The organism is Kribbella lupini (genome assembly GCF_039529595.1).
Lineage (GTDB): Bacteria > Actinomycetota > Actinomycetes > Propionibacteriales > Kribbellaceae > Kribbella > Kribbella lupini.
Window position 1 is genome coordinate 549,054 of the sequence record NZ_BAAANC010000001.1, and the last position, 15,785, is coordinate 564,838.

14 protein-coding genes are annotated in these 15,785 nt (G+C 70.7%); 8 read left to right on the forward strand and 6 right to left on the reverse strand.

Features of this window, described 5'->3' with window-relative positions; translation table 11 throughout:
* On the reverse strand, nt 1-486 hold the full coding sequence (locus tag ABD235_RS02505; RefSeq protein WP_344168641.1) for a hypothetical protein: 486 nt from the start codon (nt 484-486) through the stop codon (nt 1-3).
* Between the two features lie 198 nt (nt 487-684).
* Between ABD235_RS02505 and ABD235_RS02510 the strand changes: the two genes are divergently transcribed.
* The 3 genes from ABD235_RS02510 (at nt 685) to trmB (ending at nt 5,022) form a co-directional block, all read left to right on the forward strand.
* Nucleotides 685-3,669: a bifunctional [glutamine synthetase] adenylyltransferase/[glutamine synthetase]-adenylyl-L-tyrosine phosphorylase gene (locus tag ABD235_RS02510; RefSeq protein WP_425553053.1), complete on the forward strand. Its 2,985-nt coding sequence runs from the start codon at nt 685-687 to the stop codon at nt 3,667-3,669.
* 86 nt (nt 3,670-3,755) lie between these two features.
* Nucleotides 3,756-4,274, forward strand: coding sequence for a SigE family RNA polymerase sigma factor (locus ABD235_RS02515; protein WP_344168644.1), 519 nt, complete (start codon nt 3,756-3,758; stop codon nt 4,272-4,274).
* 19 nt (nt 4,275-4,293) lie between these two features.
* Nucleotides 4,294-5,022, forward strand: a complete 729-nt coding sequence (gene trmB / locus ABD235_RS02520) for a tRNA (guanosine(46)-N7)-methyltransferase TrmB (protein ID WP_344168647.1) — start codon at nt 4,294-4,296, stop codon at nt 5,020-5,022.
* Here trmB and ABD235_RS02525 read toward each other — a convergent pair.
* From ABD235_RS02525 to ABD235_RS02545, 5 genes are all read right to left on the reverse strand, one after another.
* Nucleotides 5,003-7,648, reverse strand: a complete 2,646-nt coding sequence (locus ABD235_RS02525) for a family 78 glycoside hydrolase catalytic domain (protein ID WP_344168649.1) — start codon at nt 7,646-7,648, stop codon at nt 5,003-5,005. The two genes, trmB and ABD235_RS02525, sit on opposite strands and share 20 nt — an antisense overlap.
* Nucleotides 7,649-7,739: 91 nt before the next feature.
* Complete coding sequence (locus tag ABD235_RS02530; protein WP_344168651.1) at nt 7,740-8,468, reverse strand: SDR family NAD(P)-dependent oxidoreductase; 729 nt, start codon at nt 8,466-8,468, stop codon at nt 7,740-7,742.
* A gap of 1 nt (nt 8,469) precedes the next feature.
* A complete protein-coding gene (locus tag ABD235_RS02535; RefSeq protein ID WP_344168654.1) occupies nt 8,470-9,507 on the reverse strand; it encodes a class I SAM-dependent methyltransferase in 1,038 nt (345 codons plus the stop codon).
* Between the two features lie 152 nt (nt 9,508-9,659).
* A complete protein-coding gene (locus tag ABD235_RS02540; RefSeq protein ID WP_344168657.1) occupies nt 9,660-10,325 on the reverse strand; it encodes a DUF1365 domain-containing protein in 666 nt (221 codons plus the stop codon).
* A 53-nt stretch (nt 10,326-10,378) separates the two neighbouring features.
* Nucleotides 10,379-11,644, reverse strand: a complete 1,266-nt coding sequence (locus ABD235_RS02545) for an NAD(P)/FAD-dependent oxidoreductase (RefSeq protein ID WP_344168660.1) — start codon at nt 11,642-11,644, stop codon at nt 10,379-10,381.
* A 251-nt stretch (nt 11,645-11,895) separates the two neighbouring features.
* Here ABD235_RS02545 and ABD235_RS02550 point away from each other — a divergent pair, with 251 nt between their 5' ends.
* The 5 genes from ABD235_RS02550 (at nt 11,896) to ABD235_RS02565 (ending at nt 15,784) form a co-directional block, all read left to right on the forward strand.
* Nucleotides 11,896-12,960: an ABC transporter substrate-binding protein gene (locus ABD235_RS02550; RefSeq protein WP_344168663.1), complete on the forward strand. Its 1,065-nt coding sequence runs from the start codon at nt 11,896-11,898 to the stop codon at nt 12,958-12,960.
* 51 nt (nt 12,961-13,011) lie between these two features.
* Entirely contained in the window at nt 13,012-13,809 is a 798-nt protein-coding gene (locus ABD235_RS02555) for an ABC transporter ATP-binding protein (protein WP_344168666.1), read from the forward strand.
* Nucleotides 13,799-14,689 (forward strand): ABC transporter permease, encoded by an 891-nt coding sequence (locus tag ABD235_RS02560; RefSeq protein WP_344168669.1) that lies wholly within the window; start codon nt 13,799-13,801, stop codon nt 14,687-14,689. The genes ABD235_RS02555 and ABD235_RS02560 overlap by 11 nt, the downstream gene beginning before the upstream one ends.
* A 62-nt stretch (nt 14,690-14,751) precedes the next feature.
* Nucleotides 14,752-14,838 carry a putative leader peptide gene (locus tag ABD235_RS39890; protein ID WP_425553103.1) on the forward strand — a complete coding sequence of 29 codons (87 nt, stop codon included), beginning with the start codon at nt 14,752-14,754 and terminating at the stop codon, nt 14,836-14,838.
* Nucleotides 14,839-14,893: 55 nt separating this feature from the next.
* Nucleotides 14,894-15,784, forward strand: coding sequence for a sulfite exporter TauE/SafE family protein (locus ABD235_RS02565; RefSeq protein WP_344168672.1), 891 nt, complete (start codon nt 14,894-14,896; stop codon nt 15,782-15,784).
* Nucleotide 15,785 lies beyond the last annotated feature (1 nt).

The following is a 15,785-nucleotide window of genomic DNA, read 5'->3' on the forward strand; positions in this document are numbered from 1 at the left end:
TCAGGTGAGGGCGACAGCCGGGGAGTCCGTGGGACTCTCCGGCTGCTTGCTGTCGGCCCACCGGGCGGCCGCGGTGGAGTGCCGGTACGGCGTACTAAGGGCTTCCGGCGCCGGAGTGGTTGCCCTGGGCTCCGGAATCGTGGTGCCGTCGGCGGTGAGGATCTCGACCTCGTCGACCGTGAACAGGCCGACCGGACGGATTCCCTCGGTGACGACCACGATGCAGCCGGGGACGACCTGCTGGGCACGGTGGTCCTGGGCCGGGACGAGGATGCCCTCGGCCGCGGAACGCCAGGCGCCGGGGGCGAAGCGGCGCAGCGCGATGCCGACCTGGCCGTCCTCGGCCGTGCGTGGTGGCAGGAACGCGGTGGCTGTGTAGTCGTAGTCGTAGTCCGGCTCGGGCGGCCCGGACACTCGCCCGCCCTGCTGGGGCGTCAACCAGACCACCGTGCCCCGAACAGCGAGCGACCCCGTCATCATGACCATGACGAGTCATCATGCCCGTCACAGACAGTTTTCGCCAGCCACTCCGTGTGTTGGCCGTGATCACCCCGCAACGGAACCGCGATCTGCGCCGGTCGTGCGGTGGGGACCGTGACCACGTCCTGGCCACCTCGGACACCACAGGTGCTGTCCGAGGTCCCGGGAAGGTGTTCACGGTCCCGACGCCGGTAATCTGCGGGGGTGGCGGAGTCGCGGAAGGTGTCGAGTGAGGGCCAGCTGGTCCGCCGGGGGTTCGCGGACCCCCAGCGGGCCTCGAAGATGCTCCAGGAGCTCGACCGGCTGGACGCCCGCACCCCGATGGCGACCGAGCAGCTGATCACCTCGCTGTCGGAGTCCGCCGACCCCGATCTCGCGCTGCTGCACCTGCTCGGCCTGGCCGAGGCGCTGACCCAGCACGAGTACGACGTGTCCGCCTTCGCCCGTACGCTCGACATGGACGGCGACTTCCGCCGTCGCCTGTGCTGCGTGCTCGGCGCGAGCGAGGCGCTCGGCCGTCACCTCACCGTGCACCCGCGGCACTGGTACGACCTGGCCGACCCGGCGCTGGCCGGCAGCAACCCGACGCCGGACGACGTCGCCGCCCGGCTCGCGCTGGCCGTCGACGACGACAACCCGGTCGATGCCCTGCGCATCGAATACCGCCGGCTCCTGCTCCGCCTGGCCGCGCGCGACCTCGCGGAGGGCCTGCTCGTCGACGAGACCGCCGCCGTCCTGGCCGACCTGGCCGGTGGCGCGCTGGAGACCGCCCTCCAGATCGCCCGCAACGACTACTTCGGCCAGCACCCCGGCGCCGCCGACTGCCGGCTCGCGATCATTGCCATGGGCAAGTGTGGCGGCCGTGAGCTGAACTACGTCAGCGACGTCGACGTCCTGTTCGTCGCCGAACCGCTGGAGGGCGAGGACGAGGCGCCGGCGCTGAAGACCGCGACCCAGCTGGCGGCCGCCGCGATGCGGATCTGTTCGGCGCACACCGCCGAGGGCACGCTCTGGCCGGTCGACGCCGCGCTCCGCCCGGAAGGAAAGTCCGGCCCGCTGGTCCGCACGCTCGACAGCCATCTGGCCTACTACCAGCGCTGGGCCAAGACGTGGGAGTTCCAGGCGCTGCTGAAGGCCCGCCCGATCGCCGGTGACGCCGAGCTCGGTCAGGCGTACGCCGACCAGACGGCCGGCCTGGTCTGGTCCGCGGCCGACCGCGAGGGGTTCGTCGACGACGTCCAGGCGATGCGCCGCCGGGTCGTCGACCACATCCCGGCCGCCGACGTCGACCGTCAGCTGAAGCTCGGGCCGGGTGGTCTGCGCGACGTCGAGTTCGCCGTACAGCTGCTGCAGCTGGTGCACGGGCGGAGCGACGAGAGCGTGCGCAGCGGGACGACGCTGATCGCGCTGGAGCAGCTGACCAGCTCGGGGTACGTCGGCCGCACCGACGGCGCCGTACTGGCCGACGCGTACCGGTTCCTGCGCTCGATGGAGCACCGGATCCAGCTGTACCGGCTGCGGCGGACCCACTCGGTTCCCGAGCACGAGGACGACCTGCGCCGGCTCGGTCGCTCGCTCGGCTTCACGAAGAACCCGATCGCCGACCTGACCAAGGTGTGGAAGAAGCACGCGCTGGAGGTCCGCCGCCTGCACGAGAAGCTCTTCTACCGCCCGCTGCTGGCGGCCGTCGCGCGCATCCCGGGTCAAGAGGTCCGGCTGACCCCCGAGGCCGCGAAGCAGCGCCTCACCGCACTCGGGTACGCCGACCCGGCGTCCGCGCTGCGGCACATCGAGGCGTTGTCCGAGGGCGTGTCCCGGCGCTCGTCCATTCAGCGCGCCCTGCTTCCGGCGATGCTCGGCTGGTTCGCCGAGTCACCCGACCCGGACGCCGGTCTGCTCGCGTTCCGGACGATCTCCGACGCCCTCGGCTCGACGCCGTGGTACCTGCGCCAGCTCCGCGACGAAGGCGCTTCCGCCGAGCGCCTCGCGCACTTGCTGGCCAGTGGCCGGTACGCCGTCGACCTGCTGCAGCGGGCCCCCGAGGCGACGGCGATGCTCGCGGACGAGCGCGAGCTGGTCCCGCGGAAGCCCGAGGCGCTGCTGACCGAGATGTCCGCCGCGGCGCGCCGGCAGGAGAAGCCGGAGGCCGCGGTGGCCGCGATCCGCGCGGTCCGGCGGCGTGAGCTGTTCCGCGTCGCGGCGGCCGACCTGTCGAACCTGCTCGAGGTCGAGCAGGTCGGCGAGGCGCTGACCACGATCGCGGCCGCGACGCTGACCAGTTCGCTGGAGGTCGCCCGACGGGTGGTCGCCAAGGGTGGTGAGGAACCGACCCGGATGGCGATCGTCGCGATGGGCCGGTTCGGCGGGCACGAGCTCGGCTACGGCAGCGACGCGGACGTGATGTTCGTCCACGATCCGTTGCCGGGGGCATCGGAAAAGGCGGCGACCGACTTCGCCACGCAGGCGGCCACCGAGCTGCGCCGGCTGCTGTCGCTGCCGGGGGCGGACCCGGCCGTCGCGATCGACGCCGACCTGCGGCCCGAAGGCCGGCAGGGACCGCTCGTCCGCACGCTGGCGTCGTACGCGTCGTACTACGCGCGCTGGTCGGCGGTCTGGGAGGCGCAGGCGCTGCTCCGGGCCGATCCGCTCTGCGGCGATCCCGAGCTGTGCCAGGCGTTCCGCGACCTGATCGACCCGCTGCGCTACCCGGCGGACGGCGTACCGGAGCGGGACGTGATGGAGATCCGGCGGATCAAGGCGCGCGTCGACGCCGAGCGGCTGCCGCGCGGCGCCGATCCGGCCACCCACACCAAGCTCGGGCGCGGCGGTCTGGCCGACATCGAGTGGACGGTCCAGCTGCTCCAGCTGCGCGAGGCGCACCGGGTCGCGGGTCTGCGGACGACGCGGACGCTCGGGGCGTTGCGGGTGGCCGTCGAGGAGGGACTGTTCGAGCCGCGGGAAGCCGACATACTGCGAGCCGCCTGGCAGCGGGCGTCGCGGATCCGGAACGCGATCATGCTGACCCGCGCCCGGCCGAGTGACTCGTTGCCGCGCGATCCGCGCGACCTGGCCGCCGTGGCGCAGATCTGCGGCTACCCGCCGGGGCAGACCAGCCGGTTCTCCGACGACTACCTACGGTTGACCAGACGTGCACGCAACGTGGTGGATCACCTGTTCTGGGGCGAGTAATTCACCGCGGTGAGGCGATGAAAGCGTCCTGAAAGGCCCCTGCGCGACTCTGATTTCTCGCAGAGCACACGCTGGGGGCGATCACCATGGAGGATCTGTCGGGGGACAGCGCCACGAGCTTCACGAACTTCGTGACAGACCGGTACGGCGCACTGCTGGGTACGGCGCACCTGCTGATCCGCGACCACGGCCTGGCCGAGGACCTGGTGCAGACCACGCTGGCCAAGTGCTGGCGCAGGTGGGACACCATCCGGGCCGAGGACCCGTACGCGTACGTGCGGCAGGTGCTCGTCAACACCTGCCGCGCCCACTGGCGGGTGAAGAAGGGCAAGCTGGAGTTCCCCACCGAGGAGCTGCCGATCCTGCCGGTGATGATCGACCACTACGACCGGATCGAGCGCGACACGGTTCTGGTCGCCGCGCTGGAACGGCTGCCGGGACGGATGCGCGTGGTCGTCGTCCTGCGGTACCTGGTCGATCTGAGCGAGGCCGAGACCGCGCTGGAGGTCGGGTGCGCGGTCGGCACGATCAAGAGCCAGACCAGCCGTGCGCTGGCCCGGTTGCGGGGGGATCCTCTCCTGCTCGACTACCGGAGGTCTGCGTAGGGCCCTGTACTTTGTACCGGTGGCTGAGTTTGTATCGGTGCAAGAGGTGGATCAGGTCCGGCAGCCGGGCGTGTTCAGTCATGTCCGGCGCAGCGTGCGGATGACGGTCGGGCAGCAGCGGGTGTGGGAGACGCACTGGTCCGAGCTCGGGCGCAAGCTGGAGGACCTGCCGGCCGGGATCCTCGACCTGGACGCCTGGTTCGGCCGGACCGCGCCGGTGGTGCTGGAGATCGGGTCGGGCATGGGCGAGGCGACCGCGCAGCTCGCGCAGGCCGCGCCCGAGGTCAACCACCTGGCCGCCGAGGTCTACCCGGCCGGGCTCGGGCAGCTGATGCTGGCGGTCGAGAAGAACGAGCTGAGCAACGTCCGCCTCCTGCACGGCGACGCGCTCGACTTCCTCCGGGACCACGTCGCGCCGGACACGCTGGACGGCGTACGGATCTACTTTCCGGACCCGTGGCAGAAGAAGCGGCACAACAAACGGCGCCTGGTGAAGGCGCCGTTCGTCGCGCTGGTCGCGTCGCGGCTGCGGCCGGGCGGGACGTTGCACCTGGCCACGGACTGGGCCGACTACGCCGACGAGATGCGCGAGGTCTGCACGGCTGAGCCGCAGCTCGTCAATCAGTACGACGGTTGGGCGCCGCGTCCGTCGTGGCGCCCGCTGACCAAGTTCGAGTCCCGCGCGCACAGCGAGGGCCGAGTTTGCCGCGATCTGCTCTACACGAAGGTCACGCCGTCCGGCTGGTGAACGACCAGTGCCCTGACGGGACCGTGTAGATCGTGTAGCCGTCCGCCCAGACCGGTTCCCCGGCGTACGGAGCCGGTACGGCGGTGACGTCGGCCGCCTCCTCCGACGGCAGGTGCACCTCGGCGGTGCTGCCGACCGGGACCTGGACCTCGACGTGCAGCACGCGCCCGACCTGCCGCCAGGTCGCGGACACCTTCCCGCGCACCGTGTCGGTGCGCAGCGACGCCTGAGCCGTGTCCGCTCGTCCGTCCGGGCGGACCACGATCCGCTCCCACCCGTTGCCGGCGTTGCGGAGGCCGCTGACGTTCTCCAGCAGCCACTGCACGACGGTGCCCTGGAAGTAGTGGTTGCGCGACCGCGTGTCGGTCTCCCACATCTCCCACAGGGTGTCGGCGCCCTGTTCCATCCAGTAGCCCCAGCTCGGGTAGGTCCGTTGCTGGGCGACCTTCGCGGCGACGTCGGCGTGCCCGTACCGGCTCAGGACCGGGAGCAGTACGCCGACACCGAGGCAGCCGGTGTTCAGGTGGAAGTCGCGGGCCTCGATGTCGCTGACCAGGTTGGCGACGACCTGGTCGACCAGCTCGTCGGGAACCAGGCCGAACGCCAGCGGCACCGCGTTCGAGGTCTGCCGGTAGTCGGGGTCCTTCGCGGTGCGGTAGAGGCCCGCCTCGCGATCGAGGAACTCGCGGTTGAGCCCGTCGGCCAGCTCAACGGTTGCCCTGCGCAACCGGTCCAGGTCGCCGGTCTCGCCGATCAGCTCGCCGATCTCGATCACCGCGGTGAGCGCCCGGTGCAGGTACGCCGTCGCGGTCAGCCGGGAGTCCTCCGGCGGCGGGCCGTCCGGGTAGCCCGGGGGGATCCAGTCGCCGAGCACACTGGTCGACAGGCCGTCCTCGACCCGGGCCAGTTCCCAGTCGACGTAGCGGTTGACCGCCTCCCAGTGCTCGCGCAGCAAGTGCGTGTCGCCGTACCAGCGGTGCATTTCGCGCAGTACGAACGGATAGACCGTCGACCACTCGGTCGCGGGCGCCAGTTCGGCGTACCCCCAGCCACCGGACGGCACGATCACCGGCAGCTGGCCCTCGGCGGTCTGGCTGTCGCGCAGGTCGCCGAGCCACTTGGTGAAGAAGCGCGACAAGTCCAGCAGCGACATCATCGACGGCGCGCCGACCTGCGCGTCGCCGGTCCAGCCGTTCTTCTCCAGGATCGGGGTGTCGGTGGGGATGCCGTGCAGGTTGTTCAGCACGGTCCGGCGCATCGCGTGCTCGAGCCACTCGTAGATCGGGACGTCGGAGCTGAACCGCGAGGCCGGCCGGACGTCGGAGTGGACGACCTGGAGGGTGAGCTCGGCGGTGTCGGCGCCGGTGACCTGGACGTAGCGGAAGCCCTTGTACGAGAAGCGCGGCGCCCAGGTCTCGATGCCGTTGCCTGAGGCAATGTACTCGTCGCGCTGGAAGCGGTCGACGTGCACGTGCCGGTTGACCGCGACGACCTGGCCGTCGGGGGCGAGCGTCTCGCCGTACACGAGGCTGATCGTCCGGCCGGCCGGTGCTTCGGCGGCCAGGCGGACCCAGCCGGCGGTGGTGCGGCCGAAGTCGACGACCTGCGTGCCGGCGTGCGGCGTGGTGATCTCGGTCGGCTGGACTTCTTCGACGACGCGGATCGGTTCGTGCTGCTGGGCGCGGAGCCGGCCCTTGGGCGGGTCCAGTTCGAGGGCGGGGGACCAGGTGGAGGCGTCGAAGTCCGTGGTGTCCCAGCCGGGCTGGGCGAGGCGCGAGTCGTAGGTCTCTCCGGCGTACAGGCTGTCGGAGGTCGTCGGGCCGCTGGTCACCTGCCAGCTGGTGTCCGAGTGGATCTCGGTGGTCGTGCCGTCCTCGTGGTCGACCACCAGGCGGGCCAGCAGGCGCGGGTCGGCGATCCAGGGGGCTTCGTGCCAGCGCCAGGTGTTCGGGGTAGTCAGGCCGAAAAAGCCGCGGCCGAGCTCGGCGCCGAGGACGTTGCCGCCGGGCTGGAGGAGGTCGGTGACGTCGTGGGTGACGTAGAGGACCGTGCGGTCGTAGTCGGTGAACCCGGGGTCGAGGACGGCGTCGCTGACTCGTTGGCCGTTGAGGTGGAGGTCGGCGTACGCGAGACCGCTGACGTAGAGGCGGGCCTTCGCGACCGGGCCGGGCAGGTCGAAGGCGCGGCGGAGCAGGGGAGCGGCCTCGGTGGAGGCGCCGATCCAACGGGCGTCCTGCCAGCCCTCGTCGAGCAGCGCGGTCTCGAACCAGCTCGGGCGGCTCCACCGGCTCTCGCGGTCGAGGCCGTCCCAGAGACGGATGGCCCAGTGGTAGCGGGTGCGCGGCGCGAGCTGCGGGCCGTCGTACTCGAGCTGGATGGCGTCACCGGTGAGCTTGCCCGTGTCCCAGACGTCCGCCTGCTCGGGGGCGAGGAGATCAGGACTGGTGGCGACGAGGACCTGGTACGCCGACTGGGTGGCGCCGTAGCCGGGCGCGGTCGCGATCCAGGCGAGGCGCGGGCGCGGCTCGTCGAGGCCGAGCGGGCGGTCGGCGTACTCGACCGTGAGCTTCGCCACGTCGAGGGGTCCGCCGGGGGTCCAGCCGTCCGGGAAAGCTGGTGTGGCCACGGGGTGAGCTCCTCACGTCGGCGGTCGATCCCGGAGGACCGTACGTACCTGCGCGGGGTCGGGGCAACACCTCTGTCCGCATCTGGACAGATCACGGCCGAGGCGTGAGAGCCAATGCCCACAGGCGGTCAGGGACGAGCTTGGCGAAGCGCATCAGCAGGGACATCTGCCAGGGGAAGACGATCCGGGCGGACTGACGCTCGATGCCGTCGGCGATCGCGCGGGCGGCCTGGTCGGCCTTGATGATGAACGGCATCGGGAACGAGTTGGTCTCGGTCATCTCGGTCTCGACGAAGCCCGGGCAGACGGTCAGCACGTCGATGCCGGCGGGCCGGAGCTTGGCGCGCAGCGCCTCGAGCAGGTTAATCTGCGCGGCCTTGGTCGCGCCGTACGCCTCGGCTCCGGGCAGGCCGCGGTAGCCGGCGACCGACGCGATCCCGACGATCATGCCGCCGCCCCGCAGCCGCGGGATGACCGTGTCGAGGGTGTTGGCCAGGCCGGTCAGGTTGACGTCGAGGTGCTTCTGGAAGGAGCCGGCGTCGAAGTCGTCCATCTGCTGCCAGTAGCCGGCGCTGAACACGACGATGTCGAGCCCGCCGAGCTCCTGCGTCACGTCGTGGGCGGCCCGGCGTACGGAGTCCTGGTCGGTGACGTCGACGGTGCTGATGGTCAGGTGGTGCCCGGCGACCTCCTTGAGCTTGTCCTCCCGGCGGGCCGAGATCGCGACCTGCGCGCCGCGCCGGTGCAGCTCGTGGGCGAGGGCGGCGCCGATGCCGGAGGAGGCGCCGACGACCCAGATCCTGCGGTTGGCGAGATTCATGTCAGGTCCTTCGGGTGAGGGCGAGCTGGACGACGTCGAGGTAGCCGGAGCGGAAGCCGGCTTCGGAGTAGGCGAGGTAGAACTCCCACATCCGGCGGAAGGTCTCGTCGAAGCCGAGCGCGTCGACCTCGGCGGCCTGCTCGGTGAAACGGTCTCTCCACAGGCGCAGCGTCCGCGCGTAGTCGGCGCCGAACGCGCGCTGGTCGACCACGGTGAGACGGCCCGCCGCGCGGTCGATCGCCTCCAGGGAAGGGATCAGCCCGCCCGGGAAGATGTACTTGTGGATCCAGCCCTGGGCGTGCCGGGTCGCCCGCAGCCGGTCGTCGGGCATGGTGATCGCCTGCAGGCCGAACCGCCCGCCGGGGACGAGCACGCGGTCGACGGTCTCGAAGTACGTCGGCCAGTAGCGCTCGCCGACCGCTTCGATCATCTCGACGCTCACCACCGCGTCGTACCGGCCCTCGACGTCGCGGTAGTCGCACAGCTCGACGGTCGCGTCCACGCCGGCCTCGGCGATCCGCTTGCGCGCGAGGTCGCGCTGCTCGGTGGACAGCGTGATCGACGTGACGGCCGCGCCGCGGCCCGCCGCCTGGATCGCGAGCTGGCCCCAGCCGGTGCCGATCTCCAGCACGCGCGAGCCGTCTCGTACGCCGGCCAGGTCGAGCACGTGGTCGATCTTGCGGACCTGGGCCTGATCGAGGTCGTCGGTGGTGTCGAAGAGCGCGGACGAGTACGACATGGTCGGGTCGAGGAAGGTCGCGAACAGGTCGTTGGACAGGTCGTAGTGACGGGCGATGTTCGAGCGGGCGCCCCTGCGGTCGTTGCGCTCGGTGGCCGGCATGCGTTGCTCGATCAGCTTGCGGAAGCGCTGGAGAGTCGGGGGAACTAGCGTGGTGAGGTGGCGCGCGAAGACGGTCAGCAGCTCGGCGAGATCGGTGCCTGGTCCGGGGCGCCAGTCGCCGGCCATGTACGCCTCGCCGAAGCCGATCTTGAGGTCGGCGCCGATCCGGTGGAAGAAGCTGTCGTCGACGATCTCCATGGTTGGTCCGCCGCGTCCGAGCCGACGCCCGTCGGGCAAAACCACTTCCAGTGGGAGGTCGCGAACAGCTCGTCGAAGCACCTGTCGGGCGGCGGTCGCACGAACAGAACTTTGAGGACTTTTGGTGATGTCTGGCCAGCGCTCGTTGAGGTTCATCGTGCGACTCCTTCCGGTGGGGTGTGCGGGCGGCGCTGAACCACCGGTAACCGGCGGAACCACAGCCACACTCCGTGCATTCGGATCAGGGTCGCGATCTGGTGGGTGACGAAAGGGGTCCGTAAGACCGTCGCGAGGACAGCACGCCGGTCGGCCGGGCGGGGTTTCCCGGTGAAGGCCGCGGAGAAGACGCGGCGGTCGTGCTGGTGCAGGTCGATCGCGACCGACACCTGGCCGGGGTCGAGGCGCAGCGTCACGTCGTACCGGCCTTCGACGGTGAAGAAGGGGGAGACGTAGAACTGCTTGTCCAGGCTGAAGCGAGTGCCGCGGGCGAACTGGGCGTGGCGTTCGCCGTAGGTGTTGTGGATCTCGAGGACGACGCAGCGCAGGTCGCCGGCGGCGGTCAGGCACCAGAAGACGGTGAGCGGGTCGAAGACGTAGCCGAACGTGCGGGCGTTGGCGAGCATCAGGACGCGGTCGTCCGAGGCGAGGGGGACGCCCTGGGCGGCGGTGAAGTGAGCGACGTTGTCACGCAGGGACCGCTGGGAATCGCCGAGGTGGTCGGCGGCGCGGAACGAGCCGAGCCAGCCGCGGCGGGGGAGGTCGGTGACGTCGACGAGCCACTGGTACGTCCGGTAGCGGAACCGGTGCCTGCGCGGCATCCGTCGTGAGTGGCTGACATGGCCGGGGACGATCGCGGGCAGGGCCGGCAGGGCTACCACTCGACTCCCAGCCGGGCGGCCGCCTCGACACCTGAGCGACAGCCGTCTTCGTGGAACCCCCAGCCCAGGTGCGCGCCCGCGAAGGCGAGGCGGGGCCCGCCGGCGGACTTGAGCTGCTCGGCCGCGGCGACCGACTGAGGAGTAAAGACCGGGTGCGCGTACGTCATCCGGCTGGTGACCTTCGTCGGGTCGACCCAGCCGTCCGGGTTGAGCGTGACCAGGTGCTCGTCGGCGGAGTCCAGGCCCTGCAGGCGGTTCATCCAGTAGCTGACCAGGACCTGCGGCTGGTCGGTGTGGCAGTCGCGCATCCGGTAGTTCCACGACGACCGCGCCCGGCGTACGGCGGGCAGGACGGAGGTGTCGGTGTGCAACCAGGTCGGGTTGACCGAGTAGCGGAACGCGCCGAGCAGGCTCTTCTCCTGCGGGGTCGCGTCGCCGAGCAGGTCGAGCGTCGTGTCGGCGTGCGTCGCGAGGACAACGCGGTCGAAGTCGTGGATCGCGTCATCCTCGGTGAGGACCTGGACGCCGTCGTCGTGCCGCAGCACCGAGCGGACGGGAGTCGCCGTCCGGACGTCGCCGATCGCGGCGACGAGCTGGTCGACGTACGCGCCGGAACCGCCCTCGACCGTGCGCCAGGTCGGCGAGCCGCCGACGGTGAGCATGCCGTGGTGGTCGAGGAAGCGGAACAGGTAGCGGGCCGGGTACAGCCCGGCGTCGGCGGTGCCCGACGACCAGACGCAGGCGACCAGCGGGACGGCGAAGTGGTTCCGGAAGTACGTCGAGAAGCCGTGCCGGTCGAGGAACCCGGCCCAGGTCAGGGTGTCGTCGCCGCCGTCCAGGACGGCGCGCGCCTCGCGGTGGAAGCGGGGGACCTCGGCGAGCATCCGGACGAACCGGGCGTCGGCGAGGCGGCGCGGCTGGCTGAGGATCGAGGCGGCGCCGCGGCCCCCGGCGTACTCGAGACCGCAGCCGTCGCAGTGGACGCTCATGCTCATCTCGGTCGCGCGGGTGCGGACGCCGAGCTCGGCGAAGAGCTTGAGCAGGTACGGGTAGGTCTGCTCGTTGTGCACGATGAAGCCGCTGTCGACCCGGTGCGTGGAGCCGGCCGAGTCGGTGACGGCGTGGGTGTGCGCGTGCCCGCCGGGCCGGACGTCCGCCTCGAAGACGGTGACCCGACACGTCCGGCTCAGCAGGTACGCCGCGGTCAACCCGGCGACGCCGGACCCGACCACGGCCACCGATTCACGATGACCGTTCATGGGCAAAGCCTTCCGGGTGCATAAGTTCTGAACAACTTTGGTCAATTCCGGAAGGTCTTCGGAGCCGGGCGCGGAGGTGATGGGTCCAGCCGCATGTTGAGCTCGATGTCTCACATCTTGAAAGGAGAGCCAGTCGATAGATTTTGTTTGCTTTCATGGTCGGCAACGCAGGCCTGCCGGTGGCCCTCGTGCTTGGTCCGAACGACAGATCGCGATCCGCCCTGGTCGCCCGCACCCCGAAGGTCACCACTGTGAGGAACAACTTCCGCCGTACCCGCTTGCTGGCCGCCGCCGTGGCGCTGATGGCCGTCGCCGTCGGCTGCTCGCGCGCCGACAGCAACGAGCAGCCGGTTGCTGCCACCGACAAGGGCCTGGCCACCGAGCTGCGGCTCGGCTACTTCCCGAACGTCACCCACGCGGCGGCACTGGTCGGGCTCGACCAGAAGCTGTTCGCCAAGGAGCTCGGCAGCACCAAGCTGGTGCCGACCAAGTTCAACGCCGGCCCGGAGGCCGTCGGCGCGCTGCTCGGCGGCTCGCTGGACGCTTCCTTCATCGGCTCCGGCCCGGCGATCAACGCCTACGCCAAGTCCAACGGCGAAGCGGTCCGGTTGATCGCCGGTACGACGTCCGGCGGCGCGCAGCTGGTGGTCAAGCCGACCATCACCAAGCCCGAGGACCTGGTCGGCAAGACCGTCGTCACGCCGCAGCTGGGCAACACCCAGGACGTGTCGCTGAAGAAGTGGCTGTCCGAGAAGGGCCTGACCGGCAAGGTCAAGGTCACCAACCTGGAGAACGCGCAGACGCTCGACGCGTTCAAGAAGGGTGACGTCGACGCCGCCTGGCTGCCCGAGCCCTGGTCGTCGCGGCTGGTCCTCGACGCCGGCGCGAAGGTGCTGCTGGACGAGGCCTCGCTGTGGCCCGACGGCAAGTTCCCGACCACCGTGCTGATCGTGCGGACCCAGTTCCTGCAGGAGCACCCGCAGACGGTCAAGGCGCTGCTGACCGGCCTGGTCGCGGCGATCGACTTCAGCACCAAGGACGAGGCCGCGGCGAAGAAGGTCGTCAACGCCCAGTTGCTCGAGCTGACCGGCAAGGCGCTGAAGCCGGCCGTCATCGACCGGGCCTTCGACAACATCACGATCACCGCCGACCCGGTCGCCGCCCAGTTCCCGCAGTTGGCCAAGGACCAGGTCACCGCGGGGATCGCGAAACAGGCGCCGAACGTGTCGGGCTTCGCCGACTTCGGACCGCTGAACGAGGTGCTGACCAAGGCCGGGCAGCCGACCGTCGACGCCGCCGGCCTGGACAAGAAGTAACCGTTGTTCTCAAGGCTCTGACAGGGTTCCGACGTTTCCAGGGGGAACACGATGACCGCAACGATCGAGACCAGGCAGGTGGCGCCGGTGGCGACTCCGGTCCGCTTCCATCAGGTCGGCAAGACCTTCGGGCAGGGCGGCAAGGCCGTCGTCGCGCTCGACCAGGTCGACCTCGCGGTCGAGCCGGGGGAGTTCGTCTGCCTGCTCGGCGCGTCCGGCTGCGGCAAGACGACGCTGCTCAACCTGGTGGCCGGGCTCGACGAGCCGACCAGCGGCCGGATCGAGCTGAACTCGTCCCGGCCGGCGGTCGTCTTCCAGGAAGCCGCGCTGATGCCGTGGCTGACCGCCGCGGGCAACATCGAGCTGCCGCTGCGGATGGCCGGGGTCGGCAAGGCGGCCCGGCGGGCCACCGCGGCTGAGCTGCTCGAACTGGTCCGCCTCGGCGGGGTCGGCGACAAGCGGCCGCACGAGCTGTCCGGCGGGATGCGGCAGCGGGTCGCCCTCGCGCGTGCGCTCGCCTCGACGACCGACCACACCGGGACTGGCGCCGGCAAGCCGTCGCTGCTGCTGATGGACGAGCCGTTCTCCGCGCTCGACGCGATCACTCGCGACGTACTGCAGGGCGAGTTGCTGCGGATCTGGCGTGCCACCGGTACGGCGATCCTGTTCGTCACGCACGACGTCCGCGAGGCGGTGCGGCTCGGGCAGCGCGTCGTACTGCTGTCCTCGCGGCCCGGCCGCGTGGTGCAGGAGTGGAACGTCGACGGGCTCACCGACGGCGCCGAGACCGGTGCGGTCGACGAGGTCAACGCCGCCCTGCGCAAGGTGATCAGCAGCCATGCCGCCTGAGGCCACACGGGTCCGGCCCGGTGATGCCGGCTCGGTCGAGGCGGGGCTCGACGCGCTCGACACCCCGGTCGATGTGCACCGGGAGACGCTGCTGCGGCGGATCGTCGTACGGGTGCTGCCTCCGGTCGGCGCGATCGCGGTGTTCGTGCTGATCTGGCAGGTGTTGTGGGCCGCGGCGTTCTGGCCGGAGTTCAAGTTGCCGGCGCCGGTCGACGTCGGCGCCCAGATCTGGCAGCTCGTGACGTCCGGCGACATCCTCGAGCTGTTCTGGACTTCGGTGCACCGGGCCGTGATCGGGTTCGCGATCTCGCTGCTGATCGCCGTACCGCTCGGCCTGGCGATCGCGAACATCACCGTGGTCCGCCGCGGGGTCGGGCCGCTGGTGTCCGGGCTGCAGAGCCTTCCGTCGGTGGCCTGGGTCCCGGCGGCGATCCTCTGGTTCGGACTCAACGACCGCGCGATCTACTGGGTCGTGCTGCTCGGCGCCGTACCGTCGATCGCGAACGGACTGGTGTCCGGGCTGGACCAGGTGCCGCCGATCCTGCCGCGGGTCGGCAAGGCGCTCGGCGCCGGCCGGTGGGGTGGGATCAGGTACATCCTGCTGCCCGCCGCGTTGCCGGGATTCCTCGGCGGGCTCAAGCAGGGTTGGGCGTTCTCGTGGCGGTCGCTGATGGCCGCGGAGCTGATCGCGACGTCGCCCGATCTCGGTGAAGGGCTCGGGCAGTACCTGCACAACGCGATGTCGCTGTCGGACATCTCGATGGTGTTCGCGGGCATCCTGCTGATCTTCGTGGTCGGCGTCGGGATCGAGCTGGCGGTGTTCCGGCCGCTGGAGAACTCGGTGCTGCGCGCGAGGGGGCTGACTCAAGGGCGGAAATGATCAGGCGTCTCGGCATCTGAAACCCTGGCATCTTGGGTGACTTTGTCTGCTTTCCTTGGGGGATGCAGGCCATCCTCAACGCGCCCGGAGACGTACTCACGCGTCGCCGGCACGTCGACCTGCTCCGGGTGAACTCCGCCGGCTGTTGACCTTCGACGCACTTCGTCAGCCGCCGTCTCCGCGTTCGCCCGAAGGAGCAGTCCTGTGCGTCGTCTCATCCTCATCGCCCTGCTCGGATCCGTCGCCCAACTGGTCGACGGCACGCTCGGCATGGCGTACGGCGTCACCGCCACCACCGCCCTGCTGATCACCGGCATCACCCCGGCCGTCGCCTCGGCCGCCGTCCACCTCAGCGAGGTCGGGACGACGTTGGCGTCCGGCCTGTCGCACTGGCGCTTCGGCAACGTCGACTGGCGCGTCGTTGCGCTGATCGGCGTACCGGGTGGGGTCGGTGCGTTCGCGGGGGCCACGTTCCTGTCGAACCTGTCGACCGAGTCGGCGTCGCTGTGGGTCGCCGCGTTGCTGATCCTGCTCGGCGTCTACATCCTGGCGCGCTTCGCCACCGGGAAGATCCGGGCGGTGATCCAGGGGCAGGTCGGCGGGCGGTTCCTCGGGCCGCTCGGGCTGATCGCCGGGTTCGTCGACGCGACCGGTGGTGGTGGGTGGGGACCGGTGGCGACGTCGGCGCTGCTCGGGAGCGGGAAGCTCACGCCGCGCAAGACGGTCGGGTCGGTCAACGCCGCGGAGTTCATCGTGTCGGTCGCGGCGAGCCTGGGCTTCCTGTTCGGGCTCGGGAGCGAGAACATCCCGTACGGGATCGTCGCCGCGCTGCTGATCGGCGGGGTGATCGCGGCTCCGCTCGCCGCCTGGCTGGTGTCGCGGCTGGCCACGCAGTGGCTGGGCGTCGGGGTCGGGCTGGTGCTGATCCTCACCAACGCGCGGACCTTGATGAAGGGCCTCGAGGTGGGGACCGGGCCGCGGTTCGTGGTGTACGGCGTGCTGGTGGGGCTGTGGGCGGCGGTCGTCGCGTACGGCGTACGGCGGTCTTCTCTGCAGCGCGTGGAGGAGAAGGAACTGGAGACGGTCGCCGCCTGAT

Bases quoted from the DNA above. Each gene is read 5' to 3' on its own strand.
- ABD235_RS02505 (WP_344168641.1), bottom strand. From the start codon at position 486: ATGGTCATGATGACGGGGTCGCTCGCTGTTCGGGGCACGGTGGTCTGG.
- ABD235_RS02515 (WP_344168644.1), top strand. From the start codon at position 3,756: ATGGAGGATCTGTCGGGGGACAGCGCCACGAGCTTCACGAACTTCGTG.
- ABD235_RS02530 (WP_344168651.1), bottom strand. From the start codon at position 8,468: ATGAATCTCGCCAACCGCAGGATCTGGGTCGTCGGCGCCTCCTCCGGC.
- ABD235_RS02535 (WP_344168654.1), bottom strand. From the start codon at position 9,507: ATGGAGATCGTCGACGACAGCTTCTTCCACCGGATCGGCGCCGACCTC.
- ABD235_RS02540 (WP_344168657.1), bottom strand. From the start codon at position 10,325: ATGCCGCGCAGGCACCGGTTCCGCTACCGGACGTACCAGTGGCTCGTC.
- ABD235_RS02545 (WP_344168660.1), bottom strand. From the start codon at position 11,644: ATGAACGGTCATCGTGAATCGGTGGCCGTGGTCGGGTCCGGCGTCGCC.
- ABD235_RS02555 (WP_344168666.1), top strand. From the start codon at position 13,012: ATGACCGCAACGATCGAGACCAGGCAGGTGGCGCCGGTGGCGACTCCG.
- ABD235_RS02560 (WP_344168669.1), top strand. From the start codon at position 13,799: ATGCCGCCTGAGGCCACACGGGTCCGGCCCGGTGATGCCGGCTCGGTC.
- ABD235_RS39890 (WP_425553103.1), top strand. From the start codon at position 14,752: ATGCAGGCCATCCTCAACGCGCCCGGAGACGTACTCACGCGTCGCCGG.